Annotated in this window: 21 protein-coding genes; 5 read left to right on the top strand and 16 right to left on the bottom strand. The window is 36.1% G+C overall.

Annotated features, from left to right (window positions below):
• Positions 1-89: 89 nt before the first annotated feature.
• The 3 genes from IGK91_RS02210 to IGK91_RS02200 are packed head-to-tail and all read right to left on the bottom strand — an operon-like array spanning position 90 to position 4,363.
• Positions 90-1,979 (bottom strand): ABC transporter ATP-binding protein, encoded by a 1,890-nt coding sequence (locus IGK91_RS02210; RefSeq protein WP_010738420.1) that lies wholly within the window; start codon positions 1,977-1,979, stop codon positions 90-92.
• Complete coding sequence (locus tag IGK91_RS02205; protein ID WP_081125300.1) at positions 1,976-3,703, bottom strand: ABC transporter ATP-binding protein; 1,728 nt, start codon at positions 3,701-3,703, stop codon at positions 1,976-1,978. The genes IGK91_RS02210 and IGK91_RS02205 overlap by 4 nt, the downstream gene beginning before the upstream one ends.
• A 15-nt stretch (positions 3,704-3,718) precedes the next feature.
• Positions 3,719-4,363: a TetR/AcrR family transcriptional regulator gene (locus tag IGK91_RS02200; protein WP_081122951.1), complete on the bottom strand. Its 645-nt coding sequence runs from the start codon at positions 4,361-4,363 to the stop codon at positions 3,719-3,721.
• Positions 4,364-4,581: 218 nt separating this feature from the next.
• Between IGK91_RS02200 and IGK91_RS02195 the strand changes: the two genes are divergently transcribed.
• On the top strand, positions 4,582-5,202 hold the full coding sequence (locus tag IGK91_RS02195) for an NAD(P)H-dependent oxidoreductase (RefSeq protein ID WP_010720030.1): 621 nt from the start codon (positions 4,582-4,584) through the stop codon (positions 5,200-5,202).
• A gap of 174 nt (positions 5,203-5,376) precedes the next feature.
• Here the strand turns inward: IGK91_RS02195 and IGK91_RS02190 are convergent, their stop codons facing one another.
• Both IGK91_RS02190 and IGK91_RS02185 read right to left on the bottom strand, forming a co-directional pair.
• Positions 5,377-6,531: an AI-2E family transporter gene (locus IGK91_RS02190; RefSeq protein WP_010720031.1), complete on the bottom strand. Its 1,155-nt coding sequence runs from the start codon at positions 6,529-6,531 to the stop codon at positions 5,377-5,379.
• A gap of 8 nt (positions 6,532-6,539) precedes the next feature.
• Positions 6,540-6,893 carry a PTS glucitol/sorbitol transporter subunit IIA gene (locus IGK91_RS02185; protein WP_010738423.1) on the bottom strand — a complete coding sequence of 118 codons (354 nt, stop codon included), beginning with the start codon at positions 6,891-6,893 and terminating at the stop codon, positions 6,540-6,542.
• A 135-nt stretch (positions 6,894-7,028) separates the two neighbouring features.
• Here IGK91_RS02185 and IGK91_RS02180 point away from each other — a divergent pair, with 135 nt between their 5' ends.
• Together IGK91_RS02180 and IGK91_RS02175 are read left to right on the top strand one after the other, a co-directional pair.
• Positions 7,029-8,060 (top strand): lactonase family protein, encoded by a 1,032-nt coding sequence (locus IGK91_RS02180; RefSeq protein WP_010738424.1) that lies wholly within the window; start codon positions 7,029-7,031, stop codon positions 8,058-8,060.
• 1 nt (position 8,061) lies between these two features.
• Complete coding sequence (locus tag IGK91_RS02175; RefSeq protein ID WP_010720034.1) at positions 8,062-8,223, top strand: hypothetical protein; 162 nt, start codon at positions 8,062-8,064, stop codon at positions 8,221-8,223.
• A 404-nt stretch (positions 8,224-8,627) separates the two neighbouring features.
• On the opposite strand, the gene IGK91_RS02170 is transcribed toward IGK91_RS02175, so the two are convergent.
• The 7 genes from IGK91_RS02170 to IGK91_RS02140 form a co-directional block, all read right to left on the bottom strand.
• A complete protein-coding gene (locus IGK91_RS02170) occupies positions 8,628-9,062 on the bottom strand; it encodes a hypothetical protein (protein ID WP_010738426.1) in 435 nt (144 codons plus the stop codon).
• A 93-nt stretch (positions 9,063-9,155) separates the two neighbouring features.
• Positions 9,156-11,006, bottom strand: coding sequence for an LTA synthase family protein (locus tag IGK91_RS02165; protein WP_179133079.1), 1,851 nt, complete (start codon positions 11,004-11,006; stop codon positions 9,156-9,158).
• A 538-nt stretch (positions 11,007-11,544) separates the two neighbouring features.
• Positions 11,545-12,369 (bottom strand): ammonia-dependent NAD(+) synthetase, encoded by an 825-nt coding sequence (gene nadE, locus IGK91_RS02160; protein WP_010720037.1) that lies wholly within the window; start codon positions 12,367-12,369, stop codon positions 11,545-11,547.
• Positions 12,370-12,381: 12 nt separating this feature from the next.
• A complete protein-coding gene (locus tag IGK91_RS02155) occupies positions 12,382-13,854 on the bottom strand; it encodes a nicotinate phosphoribosyltransferase (protein WP_010738428.1) in 1,473 nt (490 codons plus the stop codon).
• A gap of 422 nt (positions 13,855-14,276) precedes the next feature.
• Positions 14,277-14,717 carry a toxin Cry1Ac domain D-VI-related protein gene (locus tag IGK91_RS02150; RefSeq protein ID WP_240144535.1) on the bottom strand — a complete coding sequence of 147 codons (441 nt, stop codon included), beginning with the start codon at positions 14,715-14,717 and terminating at the stop codon, positions 14,277-14,279.
• A 42-nt stretch (positions 14,718-14,759) separates the two neighbouring features.
• Positions 14,760-14,999 carry a hypothetical protein gene (locus IGK91_RS02145; RefSeq protein ID WP_430605320.1) on the bottom strand — a complete coding sequence of 80 codons (240 nt, stop codon included), beginning with the start codon at positions 14,997-14,999 and terminating at the stop codon, positions 14,760-14,762.
• Positions 15,000-16,059: 1,060 nt separating this feature from the next.
• Positions 16,060-16,428, bottom strand: a complete 369-nt coding sequence (locus IGK91_RS02140; protein WP_010738431.1) for a DUF1827 family protein — start codon at positions 16,426-16,428, stop codon at positions 16,060-16,062.
• Positions 16,429-16,625: 197 nt separating this feature from the next.
• Here IGK91_RS02140 and IGK91_RS02135 point away from each other — a divergent pair, with 197 nt between their 5' ends.
• Positions 16,626-17,384, top strand: coding sequence for a MerR family transcriptional regulator (locus IGK91_RS02135; RefSeq protein WP_034699548.1), 759 nt, complete (start codon positions 16,626-16,628; stop codon positions 17,382-17,384).
• Between the two features lie 226 nt (positions 17,385-17,610).
• Here IGK91_RS02135 and IGK91_RS02130 read toward each other — a convergent pair whose 3' ends face one another.
• The 4 genes from IGK91_RS02130 to groES all read right to left on the bottom strand — a co-directional run bounded on the left by IGK91_RS02130 (position 17,611) and on the right by groES (position 21,475).
• Positions 17,611-18,534 (bottom strand): LacI family DNA-binding transcriptional regulator, encoded by a 924-nt coding sequence (locus tag IGK91_RS02130; protein WP_010738433.1) that lies wholly within the window; start codon positions 18,532-18,534, stop codon positions 17,611-17,613.
• Between the two features lie 16 nt (positions 18,535-18,550).
• Positions 18,551-18,823 (bottom strand): hypothetical protein, encoded by a 273-nt coding sequence (locus IGK91_RS02125; RefSeq protein WP_010738434.1) that lies wholly within the window; start codon positions 18,821-18,823, stop codon positions 18,551-18,553.
• A 702-nt stretch (positions 18,824-19,525) separates the two neighbouring features.
• Positions 19,526-21,151 carry a chaperonin GroEL gene (groL, locus tag IGK91_RS02120; RefSeq protein WP_081122944.1) on the bottom strand — a complete coding sequence of 542 codons (1,626 nt, stop codon included), beginning with the start codon at positions 21,149-21,151 and terminating at the stop codon, positions 19,526-19,528.
• Between the two features lie 39 nt (positions 21,152-21,190).
• Positions 21,191-21,475, bottom strand: a complete 285-nt coding sequence (gene groES / locus IGK91_RS02115; protein WP_010738436.1) for a co-chaperone GroES — start codon at positions 21,473-21,475, stop codon at positions 21,191-21,193.
• 238 nt (positions 21,476-21,713) lie between these two features.
• Here groES and IGK91_RS02110 point away from each other — a divergent pair, with 238 nt between their 5' ends.
• Entirely contained in the window at positions 21,714-22,385 is a 672-nt protein-coding gene (locus IGK91_RS02110) for a CPBP family intramembrane glutamic endopeptidase (RefSeq protein WP_010738437.1), read from the top strand.
• The last annotated feature ends 172 nt before the right edge of the window (positions 22,386-22,557 follow it).

Genomic DNA, 22,557 nt, shown 5'->3' with positions numbered 1-22,557 from the left:
AATTATTTTTAAATAACATTCATTATAATAAATAAAACGCATGGAACGCTTCAGATGCTCTTTCCATGCGTTTTACTATTAATGAATTGTTAAGAAACAGCTTCTTCGGAAAACTGGCTATTATATAAATCAGCATAAAATCCATCTTTTTCCATCAATTGATCATGATTTCCCGTTTCAACAATTGAACCATGGTTCATGACAATAATGTTATCAGCATCTCGAATGGTTGACAGACGGTGAGCTACTACAAAGCTTGTTCGATTTTCTAATAAACGATTCATCGCTTTTTGGATCAAAATCTCTGTCCGAGTATCCACACTAGAAGTTGCTTCATCAAGTATCAATACATCCGGATTAGCTAAAAATGCCCGAGCAATCGTGATTAACTGTCGTTGCCCTTGGGAGATGTTGCTGGCATCTTCATTTAATACCGTTTGATAACCTTCAGGCAGTTTGCGAACAAAGTCATCAACATGGGCAGCTTTGGCTGCTTCAATCACTTGTTCGTCAGTTGCATCATCGTTTCCGTATTTGATATTGTCGTAGATGCTACCTGTAAATAGCCATGTATCTTGCAGAACCATTGAAAATTGAGCACGTAAGTTATCTCGAGATAAATCTCTCGTATCTACCCCGTCATAACGGATACTTCCGCCAGAAACATCATAGAAACGTTCTAACAAGTTGATCAAGGTCGTTTTACCAGCACCAGTTGGACCAACAATTGCCACCATTTCTCCAGGTTTCACATCCAGATTAAAATCTGTCATCAATAGTTGATCTTTGGTATAACCGAATTGAACATTTTCAAAACGAACTTTATATGGTGTGTTCTCTTCAACAGGTAACCCAGATTTTTTATCAGACATTTCCTCTTCATCCAGCACTTCAAAAACCCGTTCCGCAGATGCAACAGTTGACTGGATCGTATTCATTAAACTTGCAAGTTGAGTAATCGGCTGTGAGAATTGTGTCGTATATTGTAAGAACGCTTGAACGTCCCCAAGTGTCATATTCCCATTTGCAACTTTGACCCCACCTAATACAGCAACAAATACATAGCCAAGATTTTTAACGAAGTTCATCAAAGGCATAATGATGGCAGAGATAAACTGCGCTTTCCACCCAGCAGCATATAACTTGTCGTTTTCTTCTTCAAAAACTTCTTGGTCTTTGGCTGTATGATTGAAAGTTTTGACGATCGTATGACCACCATAGGTTTCTTCTACTTGGTTGTTTAAGAGACCTAAACTTTTTTGTTGATCTGCAAAAAAGACTTGGGATTTTGGTGCAATGATCATCACGACGATCAAACTCAATGGAATCATCAGTAAAGCCACTAACGTCAATTGCCAACTAATAGAAAGCATCATAACGATGACACCGATCAAAGTAACTGCACTTGTTACAAACTGTGTTAAGTTTTGTTGAAGGGTACTGGCAATATTATCCATATCATTGATTGCACGAGACATGATGTCTCCATTTGTATGTGTATCATAATAAGAAATCGGTACTCGATTCATTTTTGCTTCTAGATCATGACGTAACTCATAAACTGTTCGTTGTGATACTCGTGTCATAATAAATTGTTGCAAGAAATTGAATACTGCAGAAATCAAATACATCACAATAACCGTGGCGATGATTTGAGCAATTTTATCAAAATCAATTGGAAATTTAGAAATTTGTTGCCCCGCTTGCATTTGTTTTGCACCAGCCATCACCCCATTAAAAATCTCAGTAGTTGCTCTCCCTAATACTTTTGGTGTTTGGATCTGGAAAATGACTGCTGCGATCGCTAATACAAATACAGCAATGATCGCAACCGAGCGTTTTGACATATAGCCAAATAAACGTTTCACTGTGCCCCAAAAATTCTTTGGTTTTTCTCCTTTTGCCCCAATGTTTCGACCGGGTCCGTGACCGCCGCCAGGCATTGGTCGTTGAGAAGGTTTGGTCGTTCCTTTACTCATGCTAGATCCTCCTCTCTTAATTGTGAATGAACGATTTCCTGATAGGTTTCATTCGTTTTAAGAAGTTCATCGTGTGTGCCTTTGCCAACTAGTTTTCCTTTATCAAGGACTAAGATCATATCCGCATCCATTACTGTACTTACTCGTTGTGCAACTAAAACCGTAATACTTTCTTTCATATTTTGTTTTAAAGCTTGACGTAATTTTGCATCTGTTTTAAAGTCCAAAGCCGAGAAAGAATCATCAAATACATAAATGTCAGCTGGTTTGACTAATGCTCGAGCAATCGCCAAACGTTGTCTTTGCCCACCAGAAAAATTTCCTCCGCTTTGTTCAACATGACTGTCTAAGCCCTCTTCCATTTCTGAAACGAAGTCTTTGGCTTGGGCGATTTCTAACGCTTTCCAAATCATTTCATCAGTAGCATCTGCTTTGCCGTACTGCATGTTTTCTCTGATCGTGCCAGAGAACAACATGGCTTTTTGTGGAACAAAGCCCATCAATTCACGCAAATTATACTGAGTCATATCGGTAATACTTACACCATCAATCTTGATTGTTCCTGATTCGACATCGTATAGTCGTGGGATAAGATTGACCAAAGTAGATTTACCCGAACCAGTTCCACCAATAATCGCAACAGTTTCGCCTGATTTTGCTGAAAAGTCAATATCTTCTAACGCCAGTTTCTCAGCTCCATGGTACCGGTAGTTGACATGTTCAAATGAGATTGTGGCAGCTTTACCTGCAGGAGTCACCTCAGTTGGGTTCTCAGGATCTGAGATACCTACTTTTTCATCTAATACTTCATTGATCCGATCAGCAGAAGCTTGCGCTCGAGGGACCATGATAAAAATAGCTGAAAGCATCATAAAGCTAATTAAAATTTGCATAGCATACGTCATAAATGCAATTAGGTTTCCGACTTCTAACGTCATATCTGCTATGTAGTGTCCACCAAACCAAGTAATTGCTACGTTTGTTCCACTCATAATCAAAGTCATCATCGGCATCATCAATGCAACGATCGTGTTGACTTTAATTGCTGTATTTGTATAATCTTTGTTTGCTAAATCAAATCGATTTTCTTCAAAACGTGTCTTATCAAACGCTCGGATTACCCTTACCCCTGTTAATCCTTCACGAAACACTAGGTTCAAACGGTCTGTCTTCTTTTGCATGCTCTTGAATAGTGGTACCGCAAAAAACATGATTCCGCCGATCACCACTAGCATGATTGGAATAACTACTAAAAAAATTTTGGTTAATTGATGATCTTTTTGATAAGCAAGAAAACTTGCGCCAACCAATGTGATCGGTGCATTGATCATCATTCTTAAAAACATTTGCGTAACCATCTGGATTTGTGTCACGTCATTAGTTGTACGGGTAATCAAGGATGCTGTACCATATTTGTCAAATGCATCTTTTGTTAAACTTTCAGATTTTTTATAAACATCGGTACGTAATTGCTTTCCTAATTTTTGTGACTCACGTGTAGCAAAAAAGGTATTTGCGATCGCTGCGATGATACTAATCAAAGAAAAACCAATCATAACAAAACCTGTTTGCCAAATATAATCAACATCACCTCGTGCTACACCTTTATCAATGATATTTGATGTGAGCGTCGGCAAATAAAGATCTGATAAAACTTGGATAACCATGAACAACGTGGCTGCAATAGCTGAAGTCAGTGAAATCCGTTTGACGATTTTTAGCATGTAATTCCCCTCTTTCTATTGATATACGCCGTCTTTCAACCATGATAGTTTTAATTTAAATTCTTTAATGGCATGATCCACGGAGTAATTTTCGTTTTTTGAAAATGATTTATAGGCATGAGCAATCGTAGTAAAGACGATATTCATGATCAATTGGATCAGTAGTTCCAGTTCATGATCATCGTTTACTTTCAGTGTCGTTCGATCAATCAATCCAATTAATTCTTTCGCCTCTTTTTGATGCTTTTCATGTGAATGACGCTGATCATCTTTTGTATGTGGCACGACTTTACGAGAAGCACGATAGTCCAAGTTCATGAAAAGATTACGATAAAAAGAAGCATTTTCCCCGACTAAAATCTCCCGAATGATTTTAGTAAAATAAAGCTCGAATCCTTCGAATAAATCCCCATCGACATCTTTTATCAGTTGGAATATATCTTTTGAACTATCACGTCGAACAGTTTCAAAATAATAATAGTAAAGATCCTCTTTGTCTTCAAAATACTGATAAAAACTACCTCTAGGGATTTCTGCGATTTTCACGATATTTGCGATGGAAGCATCTTTTAATGGTACTCTGGAAAATTCAATCCTAGCTGCTTCTAATAAACGTTTCTGCTTTTCCTCTGGTAGATGAAAAAAAGTTTTCGTAGGCATCTTTTTCCTCCTTCCTAAAATGACACACTGTCACATGACACTATGTCATTATAACACCAAGAAGATGTTTTGCAATGCTTTTCCATATTTTTTTCATGAAAAGACTAAAAAAATTCATAATTAAAAATCGAACCTTAAAAAAACTTGATAGCCTTTTCGCTTTCAAGTAAACTAGCTATGTTAGTCAGATAACAAGTCAGCTTAAAGGAGAGAATATTATGGCATCAGTTTTAGTAGTAAAAGGGCACCCATTAACTGCACAGGAATCACGTTCAGTTAAAGCATTAACAACTTTTTTAACTAGTTACAAAGAAAATCATCCGGAAGATGAAGTGACTGTTTTAGAGCTTTATCGTGATGATATCCCAGAAATCGATGAAGAATTACTTTCAGGATGGGAAGCACTTCGGGCAGGTGCTGAGTTCTCTACTTTGTCTGAAAGTCAACAACAAAAAATTGCTCGTTTCAATGAATTGACCGACCAATTTCTTGCTGCAGACAAGATCGTTATTGCAAATGCTTTATGGAACTTGAATATCCCAACAAAATTAAAAGCTTGGTTTGACACCGTCAATGTCGCTGGCAAGACATTCCGTTATACTGAAAACGGACCAGAAGGATTAGTTTCTGGTAAAAAAGCTTTGCACATCCAATCCAACGGAGGCATTTATAACGGTCAAGACTTCGCTTCTCAATATGTCAAAGGCATCTTGAACTTTGTCGGTATCGATCAAGTGGATCAATTATTTATTGAAGGTATCGACTATACCCCTGACCGTGCAGAAGAATTGATGCAATCAGCTTTAGATAAAGCTGCAGCATTTGGTCAAACGTTCTAATAAAAGCTACTTGCAGGTTTACTATAAAGTTAGTCCCTTACTAACTTTGATTGTTGCATAGCGAGTACCTAAAAATTTATTAAAAAAAATTAAAAAAAACGAAGAATCTCGAAAATATTTAAACTATTTTCGCTTTCTTCGTTTTTTAGTCATGTGTTTTTAGTGCACAGTTGGTTAGTCACTTTGTTTTTCTTCATATAAACTAGAGATAGTTGTATACCATTCAAAAACATGTGAGATAACCACTTTTGCTGCAGCATATACTGGAATACCTAAAATCACACCGACGATTCCAAACAGCTTCCCAGAAGTTAATAAAACTAATAAGATCGTGACCGGATGGATCGCCAATTGATTCCCTAAGACTAATGGAGAAATCAATCGTCCTTCAATCGTTTGTTCTAAAGCAAATACGATCAATACTTTGATCAACATGATCGGTCCCGCCACGATTCCTAAGAATACGGCCGGAATCATTGCTAAAAATGAGCCTAGATAGGGAATCAAATTTAAAAAACCGGCAATGATCCCTAAGGTGACTGCATAATCGAGTCCAATGATCGCAAATCCAATCATAAACATGATCGCTACTGCAAAAGCCACCGTCAATTGTCCACGGATATAAGAAGAAACTTGATCGTTCATTTCACTTAATACTTTCAAAGTTGGTTTTCGCATACGTGTTGGTAGGAAATTCACAAAATAAGGGGCAAGTTGCTTGCCATCTTTCAATAAATAGAAAAGGATAAACGGCATAGTTAGCAAAGCAACAATAATCGTAGCAACTGCTCCCACAAAACTTCCTAAACTTTGAACCGTACTTTTTGAAATATCTTGGAGCATATCACCTGCTGAACTCATGAACTTATCGCCAGTAGCTTCCAATTGTTCCCTAAATTGGTTGAATAGAGGATCTCTTAGTATTTCTGTCAATTTATTATCGATCGTATCCACATATTGAGGAAAATGATTGATAAAACTCACGGTTTGCTCTTGGATTTTAGGAATGATTACCACTGTTCCCCAAGCAATCAGTGCCACGACTAATACAAATAACCCGATGATGCTATAGAGCCTTGGAACTTGGCGCTTTTCCAAATAGTCAACAACTGGATTCATCAAATAATACAAAATTGCCGCTAAAATAATGGGTAAGCCAACGATCGCCAGGAATTGCCAGATCGGGGCAAATAGATAGGACACCTTAGTAAATAAAAAAACGATCAATAAGATCAAAAGTACTACTAATAACGCAGTAACGACTTGATTATTTAAAAACCATCGCCAAAACCAAGAGACTGGTTTTGATCGCTTGTTTTTTCCTTCCATAATCTCACCTACTTGTATTTGATTTGTGTACCGACATGAATCTCAGGTAACTGATGTGGTGTTAAGTAAAGACCGTTCACAATACTATTTTCCTCAGAATAATAATCAAAAATCAGCGTAACATGTCCTACTGTGTTTAAATTTTCATTTGCCAATCTTCCCACATGTTCAATCTGATATTCTTGTTGATCAAAAAAAAGTGAATCCCCTTTTTTTAATGAAAATTTTTCGGTAGAAGTAATCTTTTGGATCACTGAATAGTTACGTAGTGTAGTTGTTGCTGTTCGATCAAATAAAATCAAGATCGGTTCTTGTTCACTTACTGCATTTTCTCCGATTTCTTTGATGGTTGCATGAATCATTTTATTCTCTCCTTTGTTACAAATTCTGTCGCTCACTCTATATTCAGTATAACATATTCTCATTGTTTAACTCTCCTGTTTGAAATGTGCTAAAATAAACAAGGAACCTATTTCATACATTCTAGGAGGGATAAAATGAAAGAAAAAATCATTTTAGGGACGTACACAAGACGTGTGAGTGAAGGAATTTATACCATTGAATTAGATACAGAAAAAGCAGAAGTCTCAGGATTGAAGCTAGCTGTAAAAGAAAATAGTCCAACTTACTTAGCAAAAAGTGAAGCTGGTAATCTTTATAACGTCACAAGTCTGGACGGTTTAGGTGGGATCGGGGCTTACGATCAAGAATTCCATTTTTTGAATGCGGTAACAGAATCAGGCGCTCCTTTATGTTACGTTGCAGTTGATGAATCTCGTCAATTAGTATATGGTGCTAATTATCATAAAGGTGAAGTCAATGTTTATCGTATTCTAGACGATGGAGGTCTCGAAGCAACTGATGCCGTTTTTCATCAAGAAGCAACTGGTCCTCATAAAAATCAAGACCATGCACATGTCCATTATACTGATTTAACTCCAGACAACCGCTTAGTGGTTTGTGACCTAGGAACGGATCGGGTCTATACGTACGATGTATCTGATCAAGGAAAATTAACTATAGTTTCTGAATTTGTGGCAGAACCTGGAACTGGTCCCCGCCACCTTGTCTTCCATCCTGCAAATGAAACCATTGCTTACCTATTTGGTGAACTTGATAGTACTGTTCGTGTGCTTTCGTATAATAAATCCCAAGGCAGCTTTGAAGAAAAACAAAAAATTAGTACACTACCAGATGATTTTCAAGGAGAAAATGGTGGTGCTGCAATTCGTATTTCAGATGATGGTCGATTTGTATATGCTTCCAATCGTGGCCATAACTCAATTGCAGTCTTTGCAGTTTCCGAAAAGGATCAACTGTTGGAATGTATCCAAATTATTTCTACTGAAGGCGATTTCCCTAGAGATTTCGCTTTAGATCCTACGAACGACTATGTCTTATCTGCCAATCAAAATACCGATAATCTTACGCTTTTTGCGCGAAATAAAGAGACTGGTTTACTAGAATTACGCCAAAAAGACATCTATGCACCAGAATGTGTCTGTGTTTATTTTGAAAAGGAGCAGTAACATGAACAAAGATGAAGTATTGGATCGATTACGGGAAGAGTTAGAAATCCCTTTTTTCCAAGGAAAGTTAGAAGAAAAAGAATATAGTGAAGCAGATTATCAAAAATTAAAACAAGATTTACTTCAATATTTTGATGATTATGTCAGAAATGTTGAAAATTAAATAAATGATCGGAAAAGTACTACTTGATTTGATCATGAAGAAAAAACTCGAAACAACTTTTTCACGTTTCGAGTTTTTTGGCTTAGTGTTGAAACTCCGCTGGGTATATTATTTGTTCATCTGAACTACATTGTTTTCGGTGAACGATTTGTTGAGAGCATCCTCTATAAGTTGAATTTGAATATGGAGGGATTGAGTTGAACTGAGACAAACGATCGGTAAATAGCAAAAACCGTCAAGTTGGTTAGGCTTGACGGTAAAAGTGAATTATTCGATCGAGTAATTCAAAATTGTTGTTGGTATAGGTTACTTTCATATAATAAGTGATTGACTAATTTTTATCATAAAAAACATATGATAATTAAATTAAAACACTCTATTTTTCAACGAAACTTTATACTGTTTTATTTTTTCAACAATAAATTTGTCATTTTTTGGATGGCTGAAGAAATATTTTCTGTCGCTTGATCCTGTTTTTCTTCAGAAGCATCAAATAAATCATGGTCAACTCCAGACTCTGGTTGGATACTTTGAGTCATTTCTTCACAACCAGCCACGTAGGAAGTATAGGCTTTTTCAAAACTTTTATGAATACCCATTACTTTTGCTGGTGGTCGCAACTGACTGATTTTTTTCAATATCACACGATATTTTTTTGTTCCTTCTTCAAACAAATGAACGATTTCAGCTAACTCTTCTGGAGACAAGTCTTCTGTTTTTTTCTGATCAATCGCTTCTCTGATCACTTGATATTTTGGATGCATCTGTTCACCGATCTCTTCCGTCTCTTTGACCATTCGATCGACTGATTGTACATAATAACCAATATTTGGTAACATTCTTTCTCCTACTTTCGATTTTATTTCTCTTTTATTTTACCTTTTTTTAGCACAATTGAATAGGCTTTCTACCCAGAGTAATAAAGTCATATGTTATTTTTCAAAAAAATTTGTTTGTAAACTGTATTTTTCTCCAGAAACAATATCATATTGAATCATCTCATAAGCTTGATAAAGTTCTGCTTGTTTTTTGTTTAATTGTGCTTCTCGCTGCCATTGCCCCTCTTGGTAGTATAGTTCTCGCTCAAACGCTGGTAATTCATTTTGAAGTGCCAACAATAATTGATAAAAACCAGTTGTCTGTTGATTAGTCTGATTCATCAAGTCAGCAGCAAAATAAAAGGGACTTGTAACAGGAGCTTCGGTTTTTTCTAATTCTCCTTGACTATCAAACATCAAAAACTGTGTTTCGTGTAAGGTGTGTTTCTCATTACTATTTTGAATGGTGTCAGAATAGATCCCTGGTAAATGATCTCCCCAGAAAACAACTAGCGTTCTTCTTGATAACTTCTTCAGTTCTTCCGTGAACGCTTTTAAGGATTGGCTACTATACGAAATATCTTGAAGATAATTTTCTAAACTACTTATCCCACTATTATCCTCGGTTTTGGCTGTATATTCGAGCTGCTGATATTTTCCATCATAAGGCATATGGGTTTGCATCGTCACAAGATGGATAAATTGGGGTGTATCGTCCTCTTTTAAAAGATCCATCACTTCTTGATAAGCAGAAGCATCAGAAATGTAGGGATTATCTTCAATGGTGTCTGTATACGTCATCGTATTTTCACTAATAAATTCATCAAAACCTAAAACCTCATAAACATCTTTTCTTTTGTACATCGAGGTGTTATAAGGATGGATCGCAGTCGTATGATAATTTTGATCTTTCAATGTTGAAACGATCGAAGGTAATTGATTCATTTTGGGTACTAACATTGTGTAGGGTGTTGTTAATTGGGCATTGAATAGTCCCATTGAAAAACCAGTTAATGCTTCAAATTCGATATTGGCTGTTCCCCCACCATAATTTTGAGAAAGCATCTGACCACTATAAGTCTGATCAGCCACCGCATAATAATCTGCCAAAGGATCACCGGTAATTTCCACCCCATTCAAACGACTAGGATCTGAAAAACTTTCGCTCATCACATAAATGATATTCGGTTGTTCTTCTGAGGCAGTTTTATTTTTTTCATCTGCCAGCTTTTGATAGTGTGATGTAATTTCCTTGATTTTTTCTTCAGAGTACCCTTTTGGCTTTTCCATTGGATCGATTTTTAAATTGTATAAGAAACCACCAATAAAACCAGTATTATAATAATTCATCTTTTGACTATAAGGAATCCACAAAGCCGTTTTGTTATATGCTTTACGTAATAAATTATTTGGGTTATTGAAATGACTAATATAAATAAGCGCAAAGATCGTAGTAAATAATGTGATCACTCGGATGGCTTGAAATTTCTTGTCTTTCTTAAAACTCCGATAGATAGCCCAGCAACCACCTGCTACCACCAATAGGATCATTCCTGCTAATAGATAAAACGAGGTTGTGCCTGTCATATCTTTTAATAAACCAAACTCTTTGATCATCTTTAGGTCGTCGGGATAAATCGGTTCTTGTCGATAGGTCATTTTTAAATAGTTTGCGTAACCTAATATTCCAATGCCAACAAGATAAAAGAATGTTCCAAAGAGAAAAGAACCTAATACTGCCACTAAAAAAAGGAAGATCATTAATAACACTAAACAAGCTAATAAAAATTTTTCCGTATGCCACGAGAAAGCAAATTTTACAGCTAGATCAAAAGAAAGATCGTTTTGACACCATTGTAAATACAAATTGCTTAGTCCAACGACAAAAACGATACTTATCGCCACTAATGTATATTTTAACCAATTTTTCTGTTTGACAGACAATTGATTGAGAATATCTTTTATATGTCTTTTCAAATGGATACTCCTTTAATTCATTTATTATTCGATACCGCTTTCCTTATTTTAATGATTTCCAGATAACAAGTAAAGAACTGTCTGCAAACCCTTATCTTTTTTTATTCGTTGTCCGATTTGATTGCTCACAAATTGTCGACTGCTCAATATCGTATTGTAAAAGCATAACAATAGTATGCAAGTAGCGACTTATAAAAAAGGCGTTAAAAAATCCTCCATGCGTTTATAATCTTAATTAATAGTACTTCATTGACGTACTACTACAGAATAGAACTGAAACCCAATGAATAGCTATTTTTAATCTTTTGTCTTAAATCTTGAAAAAGAACATGCGGTTCATATTCTCTTGATAATAGAAATAACCCGCTATATCCAGAAAGTGCGAGAAGCTGTTTTCGGATATAGCAGGTTATTTTTCCATCTGAACTTTACTATGACAACCTTATTTTTTACTAAATGACGAGTTCATTAAAAACAAGCAATGCTACTTCATTCATTGGTGTGATCTTCAACAAAGTTTTTAGGCTTATTTCCAAAAATCATCTAACACTGAGATAGGTAAGTGTCGTTTATGCTGCGTTTTGTTCCACCAAGCTTCAATTTTTTGTTTGGCATCTGTTGGAACTTCTTTACCTTCTAAATAATCATCAATCTCAGTGTAAGTAACACCTAAAGCAACCTCATCGGCGATCAACGGCTTGCCATCTTCCAAATCAGCTGTTGGGATTTTGGTATAAAGTTTCTCAGGTGCCCCTAGTTCTTGTAATAATTGTTTTCCTTGACGTTTGTCCAAGCGGAATAATGGTAATAAATCGGCGCCACCGTCGCCATACTTTGTAAAGAAACCAGTAATGTTTTCAGCTGCATGATCCGTTCCCAGGACTGCTCCTGCATGCCCACCTGCAATTGCATACTGTGTAATCATCCGTTGACGAGCTTTGATATTTCCTTTATTGAAGTCACTGACTTCGATCCCTGCAGCGACTAATTCAGCAACTTGCGCATCGACAGCAGGTTTGATATTCACTCGTAGGCGAACGTCAGGCTGGATAAATTCAACTGCAGCTTTCGCATCCTCTTCGTCTACTTGTTCGCCATAAGGTAAGCGTACAGCGATAAATTGATAACGATCGTCTTGTGTTTCTTCACGCATTTCTTCCATTGCTAATTGAGCCAAACGTCCCGCTAACGTAGAATCTTGTCCCCCACTGATTCCTAAAACAAAAGTTTTTAAGAAAGGATATTTCTTCAAATAAGCTTTCATGAAATCAATACTAGTTCGAATCTCACCTTGTGGATCAATGGTTGGTTTGACACCTAATTCTTGGATAATCTCTTCTTGTAAGCTCATTCTTTTTCCTCCTTAATATTCATTGTATAAAGTAGCTACGTTTTTCTTCATCCGTTCCATCGTAGCCATTTTATGATTCCAACAATCTGTTGATAAATCAACTGGGTATTTTTGTGGATTAAGGTCACGTTTGTACTCTTCCCACAGTGAATCAAGGTTATCACGTGTATATGCTTTGATTTCATCTAAAGTTGGTAATTCATAGACCCGTTCGCCCTTCACGAAAATATCTTGTAAGATAGGTCGAGCTGTAAAGTCACGCACCGTTTTATTGATAAAGGTATGCACAGGATGAAACATAAAAATCTCTGCTTCCTCTCTAGGATCTTCATCCCAAAGCGTAACGTAGTCTCCTTCTGATTTGCCATCAAAATTGCGAGTGATTCGCCACACTTGTTTCTTGCCAGGAGTTGTTACTTTTTCTGCATTGCTGGAAAGCTTGATTGTATCGATCATTTTGCCCTCTTTATCTTCAATTGAAACCAATTTGAAGACTGCACCAAGCGCAGGTTGGTCATAGGCTGTAATCAATTTCGTTCCTACACCCCAAACGTCGATTTTAGCTTTTTGCATTTTTAAATTTAAAATCGTTGCTTCATCTAAATCATTTGAAGCATAAATTTTAGCCTCAGTGAAACCAGCAGCATCTAATTGTTCACGAACACGCTTCGAAATATACGCCATGTCGCCACTATCGATACGAACCCCAAGGAAATTGATTTTATTGCCTAATTCTTTTGCTACACGGATCGCACTAGGCACACCAGATTTCAAGGTATCGTAAGTATCAACTAAGAACACGCAGTCTTTATGAGTTTTCGCATAAGCCATAAACGCTTCATAATCATTTCCATAAGATTGAACAAGTGCATGCGCATGCGTCCCACTTGCAGGAATCCCAAAGATTTTCCCAGCTCTGACATTACTGGTAGCATCTGCTCCACCGATGTAAGCAGCTCGAGTCCCCCAAACAGCAGCATCCAATTCTTGCGCTCTTCTAGTACCAAATTCTAACAATGGATCATCGCCGATCACTGATTTGATTCTTGCTGCCTTCGTAGCGATCAACGTTTGAAAGTTCACCATATTCAGTAGGGCTGTTTCAATCAATTGACAATGTGCTAACGGACCTTCCACTTGGATCAATGGTTCATTGGCAAACACTAATTCACCTTCACGCGCCGAGCGGACAGTAGCTTTAAATTTAAATTCTTTTAAATATGTTAAAAAACCTTCTGGGTAGATGTCCATTTTGCGTAAGTATTCGATGTCTGACTCACTAAACGTCAAATTTTCTAAGTATTCAACAAGACGTTCTAATCCTGCAAACACGGCATACCCATGGTTAAATGGCATATCACGGAAATAGCATTCAAAAACAGCGTGGAGATCCGCACGACCTAATTCCCAGTACGTTTGCATCATGTTGATTTGGTATAAATCAGTATGCAACGTCAAACTGTCATCTGGGTAAATTTTATTCATCTTTATATTACTCCTCTTGGCAAGTTTTCATTTCTTATCCATTATAACAAAAAAACGCTGGAGTAGAAGAAATCTTGATTATTTTCTGAAAAAGGACAAATGAAAATAAATTTATAACCCAGAACAATAATGAACCAACCTCAAAAAATTTAGACTAAAAAGTGACCTTTTTTGGGGTCGACTTTTTTATGGTTACAGACAATTTTGAAGTGAAATTAAAAGTTGTCCAATCTTCCATGATTTTTCCGAAAAAACTGAATTTAATCACCGCTTCTCTCATAAAAGACTACAGACATTAGGCTGTTCGCCCTCCGTACAGTGCAGAGGACAAACAGCCTATGTCAATTTTTTTACTTCCCACTTTTAGGTGTCGTGCCTATAGGAATATTTAAAGAAGTGAAAGGTTATAAATTTTCTATTTTTTATAAATGAACAGATAGTGCTAATAAACTTTCCGCCTTCTTGCATAAATTACTTAAATGAACGATGTCGCATTTTCCTACAGCCTTAAGAATCAGCGTTCTAGCTTCTTTGATTGTTTCAGTTGTTGTGTTTGGAGATAATGTGGTATATGTATTGTCGGTAAATAAATTGTTTACAGCCTCTACAGCATTTTGGACAGCTGAATCTACTGAATTGGTACTTTCTAATAACAATTTTTCCGCCTTCTTGCATAAATTACTTAAATGAACGATGTCACATTTTCCTACGGCCTTAAGAATCAACGTTCTAGCTTCTTTGATCGTTTCAGTTGTTGTGTTTGGAGATAATGTGGTGTATGTATTGTCGGTAAATAAATTGTTTACAGCCTCTACAGCATTTTGGACAGCTGAATCTACTGAATTGGTACTTTCTAATAACAAGCTTTCCGCCTTCTTGCATAAATTACTTAAATGAACGATGTCTCATTTTCCTGCGGCCTTAAGAATCAGCGTTCTAGCTTCTTTGATCGTTTCAGTTGTTGTGTTTGGAGATAATGTGGTATATGTATTGTCGGTAAATAAATTGTTTACAGCCTCTACAGCATTTCGGACAGTTGAATCTGAGACAGTTACTTGTTGAGCTGCGTTAACGGTCATGGTATTTATTGTCCCAGCACTAATGCACAAAAACGAGGTAAATAATAATAGTTTACTATATTTCATCAAATCAATCCTTTTATATTTTATTTTTTATCATGACATCCTAAAGTTCATATTCTCTAACCATTAATAAATGTCGGTATTGATTTTTCTCCAAGTAATCGGATGATTATGTTTATTCTATAATAGATGTCTGAATGGGTTTAAATTTGATTATCATCTAAATAAATCATCCTTGGATTCAATAGAGATCTAATAATACATAGTTACATAAACTTAATTTTCTTTTCCTAAATAAAAATATTACACTTTGCGCTTTCTTATATATTTAACTACCTCCCTTTATCTATAGTAATAAGATTTATGTAACATATCTCCCGACACTTAGCATTATATACTGATAAAGAGGTACCATCATAAATTTTTTTTATATTTTAATAAGTATTAGGAAAGAGTTATAGTTTGATGTTGGAATTGTTGTAATAAACTAGATAAAAAGTGAAGGAAAATCGAGGATTTCTATTATGCCAAGAGATTCAGTTGATAAAGTAAGTAAAATTGTTGCCGTCAACCTAATGATCGAAGAATAATTTTTTGTGAAAGAAGTTAGCCTGTAGCTAAAAAAACAGGCTCACCGCTTGTATCGTTGGATTCAAGAAGTTAAAAAATATAAAGCAAGTGCGTTTCTTAGAAAAGGGAACGCACTTTTTGATGCTCATGATGACATGAAGAAGTTAGAACAAGAAAAGCATTACTTAAGAGAGGAACGAGGCTTATAAAAAAGTTCCTAGTTTTTTTGAAGTCAAACAAGCGTCCGATTTCCAGTTCAAAAAAACAGAAAGAAGTTTTCTTCTTTCTGTTGAATTTATCCTAAGATTTCTCGTTACCAACCTCGTGGGACAAAGAGACTCAATTCAGAGACATCACCTCAAACTCAGATGGAAATATTTAAATGTATTAAAACTTACTACAATACTAAAGGGATGCATTTTGCCCTTAGTCATCCATCCCTAGAGACCTGGAAAAAAATTTTTCTCTTATTCTCTGAACCAAGTATCTAGTTTTTCTTAACAGCTCCAATTTTGAGACCGGTACACAACTTACTCATTTGCAGAAGACTGTTTTATTTTTCCTCCAGTGAACAACCTACTTTCTGTTCAACAATCACGATATCTTTATTTGGTCGTTTGAATTGGACACCTGCTCGTTCTAAGTCTTGTTTTACACCAATATGGACCTTGACGTCTTCACGTTCTGCTTTCAAAATACGACGGATTGCAAAATCAATTTCTTGCTTGGTGATTTTTTTCTTCGTATTAATCATCAATAATTGGGATTTTTCATACGTATCAATGTATAAAATCTGTGTTCGATCAAGCGAATAAAGTTTATAGTATTTGATGGCTTTACTACTAAAGAAAAAATCTACTACTTTAGGATAAAACGTCTTAATATTTAAATTACTTGTAACTGGCGTTTCGATTAATTTCATCTTATTCCTCTTTTCTATTATTATTTATAACAAGCGCTCAACAAAGGAATCGCTTTCAACATGACATATTTAAAGCAGAAAAATTCGTTTTTCTACTTTACTTATTATAACATAAAAATAAACACAAAAAAATATTCAAAATTTCTTGACCTTCTAGTTACGTCAAGGAATAAGATCATTCTATAAGGAGGTTAAGCATGGAATATACTATAAAAAAAATGGCAGAAATTTCTGGTGTTAGTCCTCGTACCCTGCGTTTTTACGATCAGATTCACTTACTGAAACCATCACGGGTGACTGAGTCTGGCTATCGGATCTACACTAGCCAAGAAGTTGACCGACTACAACAGATTTTGTTTTATCGCTCCCTTGATTTTAAGTTAGAACAAATTGCAGAAATTTTAGATAATCCAGCTTTCGATCATCGACAAGCGTTGATCCAACATCAAGAAATGTTACAAGAAAAAAGAAAACAGCTCGACACACTATTAATGACTATTCAACATACATTGGAGAGTTACGAAGGAGGAAAACCGATGAAAGATCATGAGAAATTTGAAGGATTTAAAAAACAAAAAATAATGGAAAATGAAACAAACTATGGACAAGAAATACGAGAAAAATATGGAGACGACACCGTTGAGAAAGCAAATAAAAAATGGCAAAATATGTCTGAAGAAAAATTTGAAGAAATGCAGTCTTTAGAAAAACAACTCTTAGCTGATTTGACAGCTTATTTACAATCAGACTCTGATCAAAAACTAGCATTGAAACTATTTGAAGAACACAAAAAATGGCTTACTTTTAGCTGGCCTTCTTATAGTTCCGAAGCTCATCGTGGCTTAGGCTTATTGTATATCTCTGATGAACGATTCACCGCTTACTATGATGAGCGTTGTGGAAACGGAGCTGCCCAAGCATTGAATACGATCATTCAAACATACGCGGTTGAATAAGTTGTCTTTGAGTGGACGTTCATTTTAGGAAATAAGTAGCGAAGATCTCACTTTATGATCCATCCTGTCAGAATGCAGATACTACATTCTTTCATAATCCATTGGCGTCAAAAAGAAACCGAAGCAATCACAAAAATAGGAGAAACTATTTTTGGCTATTCGGTTTCTTTTTTAGGTTTTTGCGTTACTTCGATCTACTTTTGATTCCGCATTAAAACCATTTCGACTATCGCACAATAAATCGATAAGGAATTTTGATTTGATCTTTTTTTTCTTCGATAAAAAGTAGAAAGGCCGTTTCTCCACACTCTCTTAAGCCATGGTCAATCGTAGAAAAAGACATTAGCTCACTGATCAACAGATTATCACGACCAACAAGACGGTTTTTACTTTCTAAGATGGAGCTTTGCAATATACCGGCAGCAACTGTATCTGAATTAGTGAAGACACCATCTACCTTTTTTTCTTTAAAATACGTCGCTGCATTCACCCCTTGTTCATAGTCAATACAGTTCCAAAAAACATTTTCCTCTTTGAAATCGGGAAATATTTTTTTACAAAGTTCCAACGTCACTTTTGTATTAAAACTAAGACGACCACTTCTTCCTAAAGTAACGCCAAGCTTTTCCACGCCTTGTTTTTTTAAATACAATAATGCTTCAGTAATAGATTGTTCACGATCGATAAACACGCAACCAGCTTCTGTTTCTTTTATTTCTTCACAAAAAATGATTGGCCCATACTTTTGATAAGAGAGCAATACATCTAAATTGTTGGCACGAGAAGTAACGATCAAACCATCAAATCGTTTACCTGCAAATTCTTCTAAATACATTCTCTCTCTTTCTGCCTGATAATTTGTTGGTAACAAGGTCACCTGATAATCTTCGTTGAAGGCGACTTCAATGATCCCACTAAGCAATTGATCGAAATAAGGATGATCCGTATAAGGCAGAATAACACCAATATTTTTTGTTTTTCCATAACTGAGCTGTCTGGCACTTGCATTAGGAACATACGATAACTCATTAATGACGGATAGAATCTTGGCACGTTTTGTTTCGTCAACATAAGGATGATTATTGATCACCCGTGAAACGGTAGAGACAGAATAGCCCGTCAGTTTTGCAATATCTCTGATGTTTGTCATGCTTTACTAAAACCACCTATACAAAAAGATTTTCCTGTAAATAGTCTACCACAGCATGCCCACATTCAAAAAATTGATAGAACGTTCCATCATATTCAAAGCTAATACGTTGCCCACCCAGATACGTATCTTTTGCCAATCCACTAATTTCATCTAAAGGAATTTTTTTCATTACCGTTTTATTTAACCCTTGAGGACTAGACAATTCAAGCATTGTTTCTTTAAATTCAACAAAAGCATAAAAATAGTCATTCGTAGCGCCATTGGTCGTTTTGATATAAGTATTCATCAGTAATTCCTCCTTTTTGATGAATTGAGTATAGCTTATGAAACGCGTCTCATAGCAAGATCTTTGCTTCACCTTCTAAAAAAACGAGCAATACGATACATACTTTTGTCTTCGAATCTTTAAACTTGTCTTTGAATTTTTAAAAAGTAGAACTTTATTTTAATTATCTAGAAAAATAAGTTCAAGTACCTCATTCAAACTCTGCTACTATGCATTTAAAACAGTAACTGAGAGGAGTTTTTCAATTGTATAAAAAGACGAAAAAAGCAGGTATACTGAAAAGAATACTGAGACTAATAAAGTATAAAATAAAGACCATACTACAACGCAGAAGATTATTAAAAATAATGAGAAGAAAACATCGAATAAACGAACGAATGTCTAACCTAGTAAACATTAACGAATACTGCCTAGTAGAGAAACCTATGCCATTAAAAAGTACAAAGGAAAATAATCACTCCTTGTTGTCTAAGAATGAGAATCTGAAAAATATGAAGAATATAAAGAAGAAAAAGAAAAAAAAAGACAAAAATAGTAGCACATCAAGATCCTCTAGCTTCACGTATATAGGTCGTTCTAGACCATAAGCAACTATCCGCATCGAATGATTGATTAACTAAATATCTCTTAATTTTTTGCCCTTTTACTTAAAACAAAAAAAAGAAGAAAGAACCCTTTTATATCAGGGTTCTTTCTTAATGACTACATCATGCCGCCCATCATTGATGGATCCATTGCTGGCGCTGCAGGTGCTGCTGGTTCTGGTTTGTCAGCAACTACTGCTTCAGTTGTTAATAATAGAGCTGAAACAGATGCAGCATTTTGTAATGCTGAACGAGTAACTTTGGTTGGATCAACAATCCCTGCTTCAACCATATTTACCCATTCGCCTGTTGCAGCATTGAAACCTGTTCCTAATTCAACATTTTTCAATTTGTCAACGATGACTGAACCTTCATATCCCGCATTTTCTGCGATTTGACGAATTGGTTCTTCTAAGGCACGAACAACGATTTTCACACCTGTTGCAACGTCCCCTTGAGCTTCAACTGCTGAAACTTTGTTGATGACATTCACTAATGCTGTACCACCACCTGAAACCATACCTTCTTCAACGGCTGCACGAGTTGCATTCAATGCATCTTCAATTCGTAATTTCAATTCTTTTAATTCTGTTTCAGTTGCTGCACCAACTTTGACCACTGCAACCCCACCAGCAAGTTTTGCTAAGCGTTCTTGTAATTTTTCACGGTCAAAATCTGATGTTGTTTCAGCAATTTGGTTTTTGATCAATTGAACACGTGCTTCAATGGCTGTTTTATCGCCAGTGCCTTCAACGATTGTTGTGTTATCTTTGTCTACCACAACTTTTGAAGCATTTCCTAGGTTTTCGATTGTTGCATCTTTCAATTCTAATCCTAAGTCGTCCGTAATCACTGTTCCGCCTGTTAGGATAGCGATATCTTCAAGCATTGCTTTACGACGATCACCGAAACCAGGTGCTTTCACTGCAACAACGTTAAATGTCCCACGGATTTTGTTCAAGACTAATGTTGGTAAAGCTTCTCCATCCACATCGTCAGCGATGATCAATAGCGGACGAGATTGTTGTAAGATTTGTTCTAATAAAGGCAAGATGTCTTGGATATTAGAAATTTTCTTATCTGTGATCAAAATGTATGGATTTTCTAAAACAGCTTCCATTTTGTCATTGTCAGTTACCATGTATTGTGACAAGTAACCACGATCAAATTGCATACCTTCTACAACATCTAATTCGGTTTCGATTCCTTTTGATTCTTCAATAGTAATAACACCATCATTACCGACTTTTTCCATTGCATCAGCAATCAAATGTCCCACTTTTTCTGAACCAGAAGAAACAGCTGCAACTTGAGCAATTGCTTCTTTAGAATCTACGACTGTTGAAATGTTGTGTAATTCTTCAACTGCTGCTTTTGTTGCCAATTCGATCCCACGACGAATACCTAAAGGATTTGCTCCAGCTGTTACGTTTTTTAATCCTTCACGAACAATTGCTTGGGTTAACACAGTAGCGGTTGTTGTTCCGTCACCTGCGATATCATTGGTTTTTGAAGCCACTTCAGAAACTAATTTTGCACCCATGTTTTCAAAGTGATCTTCCAATTCGATTTCCTTTGCAATCGTTACGCCATCATTAGTAATCAATGGTGAACCGTATGATTTTTCTAATACAACATTACGACCTTTTGGACCTAACGTTACTTTTACTGTATCAGCTAATTTATCAACTCCACGTAGCATTGCTGCGCGTGCATCTTCTGCAAATTTCAATTCTTTTGCCATGTCTATTCACCTCATCAAATTTTTTTCGTACTTTTTTATTTATTCAACGATCGCCATGATATCTTTTCCTGCAACGATCAAATATTCTTTTCCTTCAAATTTTACTTCTGTACCGGCATATTTTTCAAACATCACTTGGTCGCCCGCTTTTACAGCAGCAGGAACTTTTTCTCCGTTTTCCAATAAACGGCCTTCACCGACTGCAACAACTGTTCCTGTTTGTGGTTTTTCTTTAGCGGATGAAGCTAAAACAATTCCTCCAACAGTTGTTTCTTCTTCTTTTGCGACTTCGATAATGACGCGATCACCTAATGGTTTTAACACGATAAATCCCTCCGATAACTCTTTTTTTGGATTCGTTAGCACTCTTGCACATCGAGTGCTAACCTACATTTTTAATAATACTCATACTTTGATTTTTTTGCAAGCTTTTTAAATGAAAGTACACTAATTTTATCCGTAACCGTTAGAAGTCCCTTAGTAATAGCCTCTAAATTGATCTATGTTATAATTAATTTCTATTCTTGCAGTCTACTTCTGCCTATCTTTAAGGAGGTATTTTATGTCATTAAAAAAATATAGTTTCGCTAGTATCTTTTGCTATGGACTCATTTTTCTTTCCCCATTGATCCTTTCATCTATCGGAATCGTCCATACTGTTACTGACGTGATTACAGCAACGACGATTGCCTATATCCTAGGAGCAATTGTTTTAGCTTTCTTTTATTTCAAGCAAAATGAACCACTACCACTAGAAGCAGCCATTCCTAGTGCTTCGACACCAAAAATCATCTTATATGGGTTTGTTGGGATTTTCATTGCTTTGATCTTACAGGCACTTGCAGTGACGTTGGAAACTCTTTTATTTGGTAACAGCGCTCCTTCTGAGAATACACAAAATATTATTCAAATGATTCTTGAAGCTCCAGCCTTTTTAATAGCTACCACAGTTGCTGGTCCAGTCATGGAAGAATTCGTCTTTCGTCGCAGCATCTTAGGTATCGTTGGCAAATATACAAACTTTTGGATCGGGGCAATCGTTAGTTCCTTATTGTTTGCTTTTGCCCATAACGATGGCCACTTACTGATCTACTTTTTCTTAGGTTTTTTCTTTAGTCTACAATACAAAGCAACGGGAAGAATCTGGACCTCGATGATCACACATGTGGGAATGAATACATTGGTGGTAGTGGTGCAGATCGCCGTACAAAAGGGCTGGATCGCTGCTTCATGAGCTGCCAACTAACACCAATCTAAAGACTCGCCTTATCCTATCTACTGACCAGCAAATCTTAGTCGCTGGTCTTTTTTTGCGTTCTTTCCGATCCTAGCTCATTCTCTTAACAAATTTTTCCTTCGTAGTTATGAAAAAGATCGATTTATTTAGAGCTATTCATTATGTTTTA

This window comes from Enterococcus sp. DIV1208, from assembly GCF_050530455.1.
Taxonomy (GTDB): domain Bacteria; phylum Bacillota; class Bacilli; order Lactobacillales; family Enterococcaceae; genus Enterococcus_B; species Enterococcus_B hirae.
The sequence above is the reverse complement of the archived record's forward strand: the minus strand, read 5'-3'. Positions and strand labels throughout refer to the sequence as shown.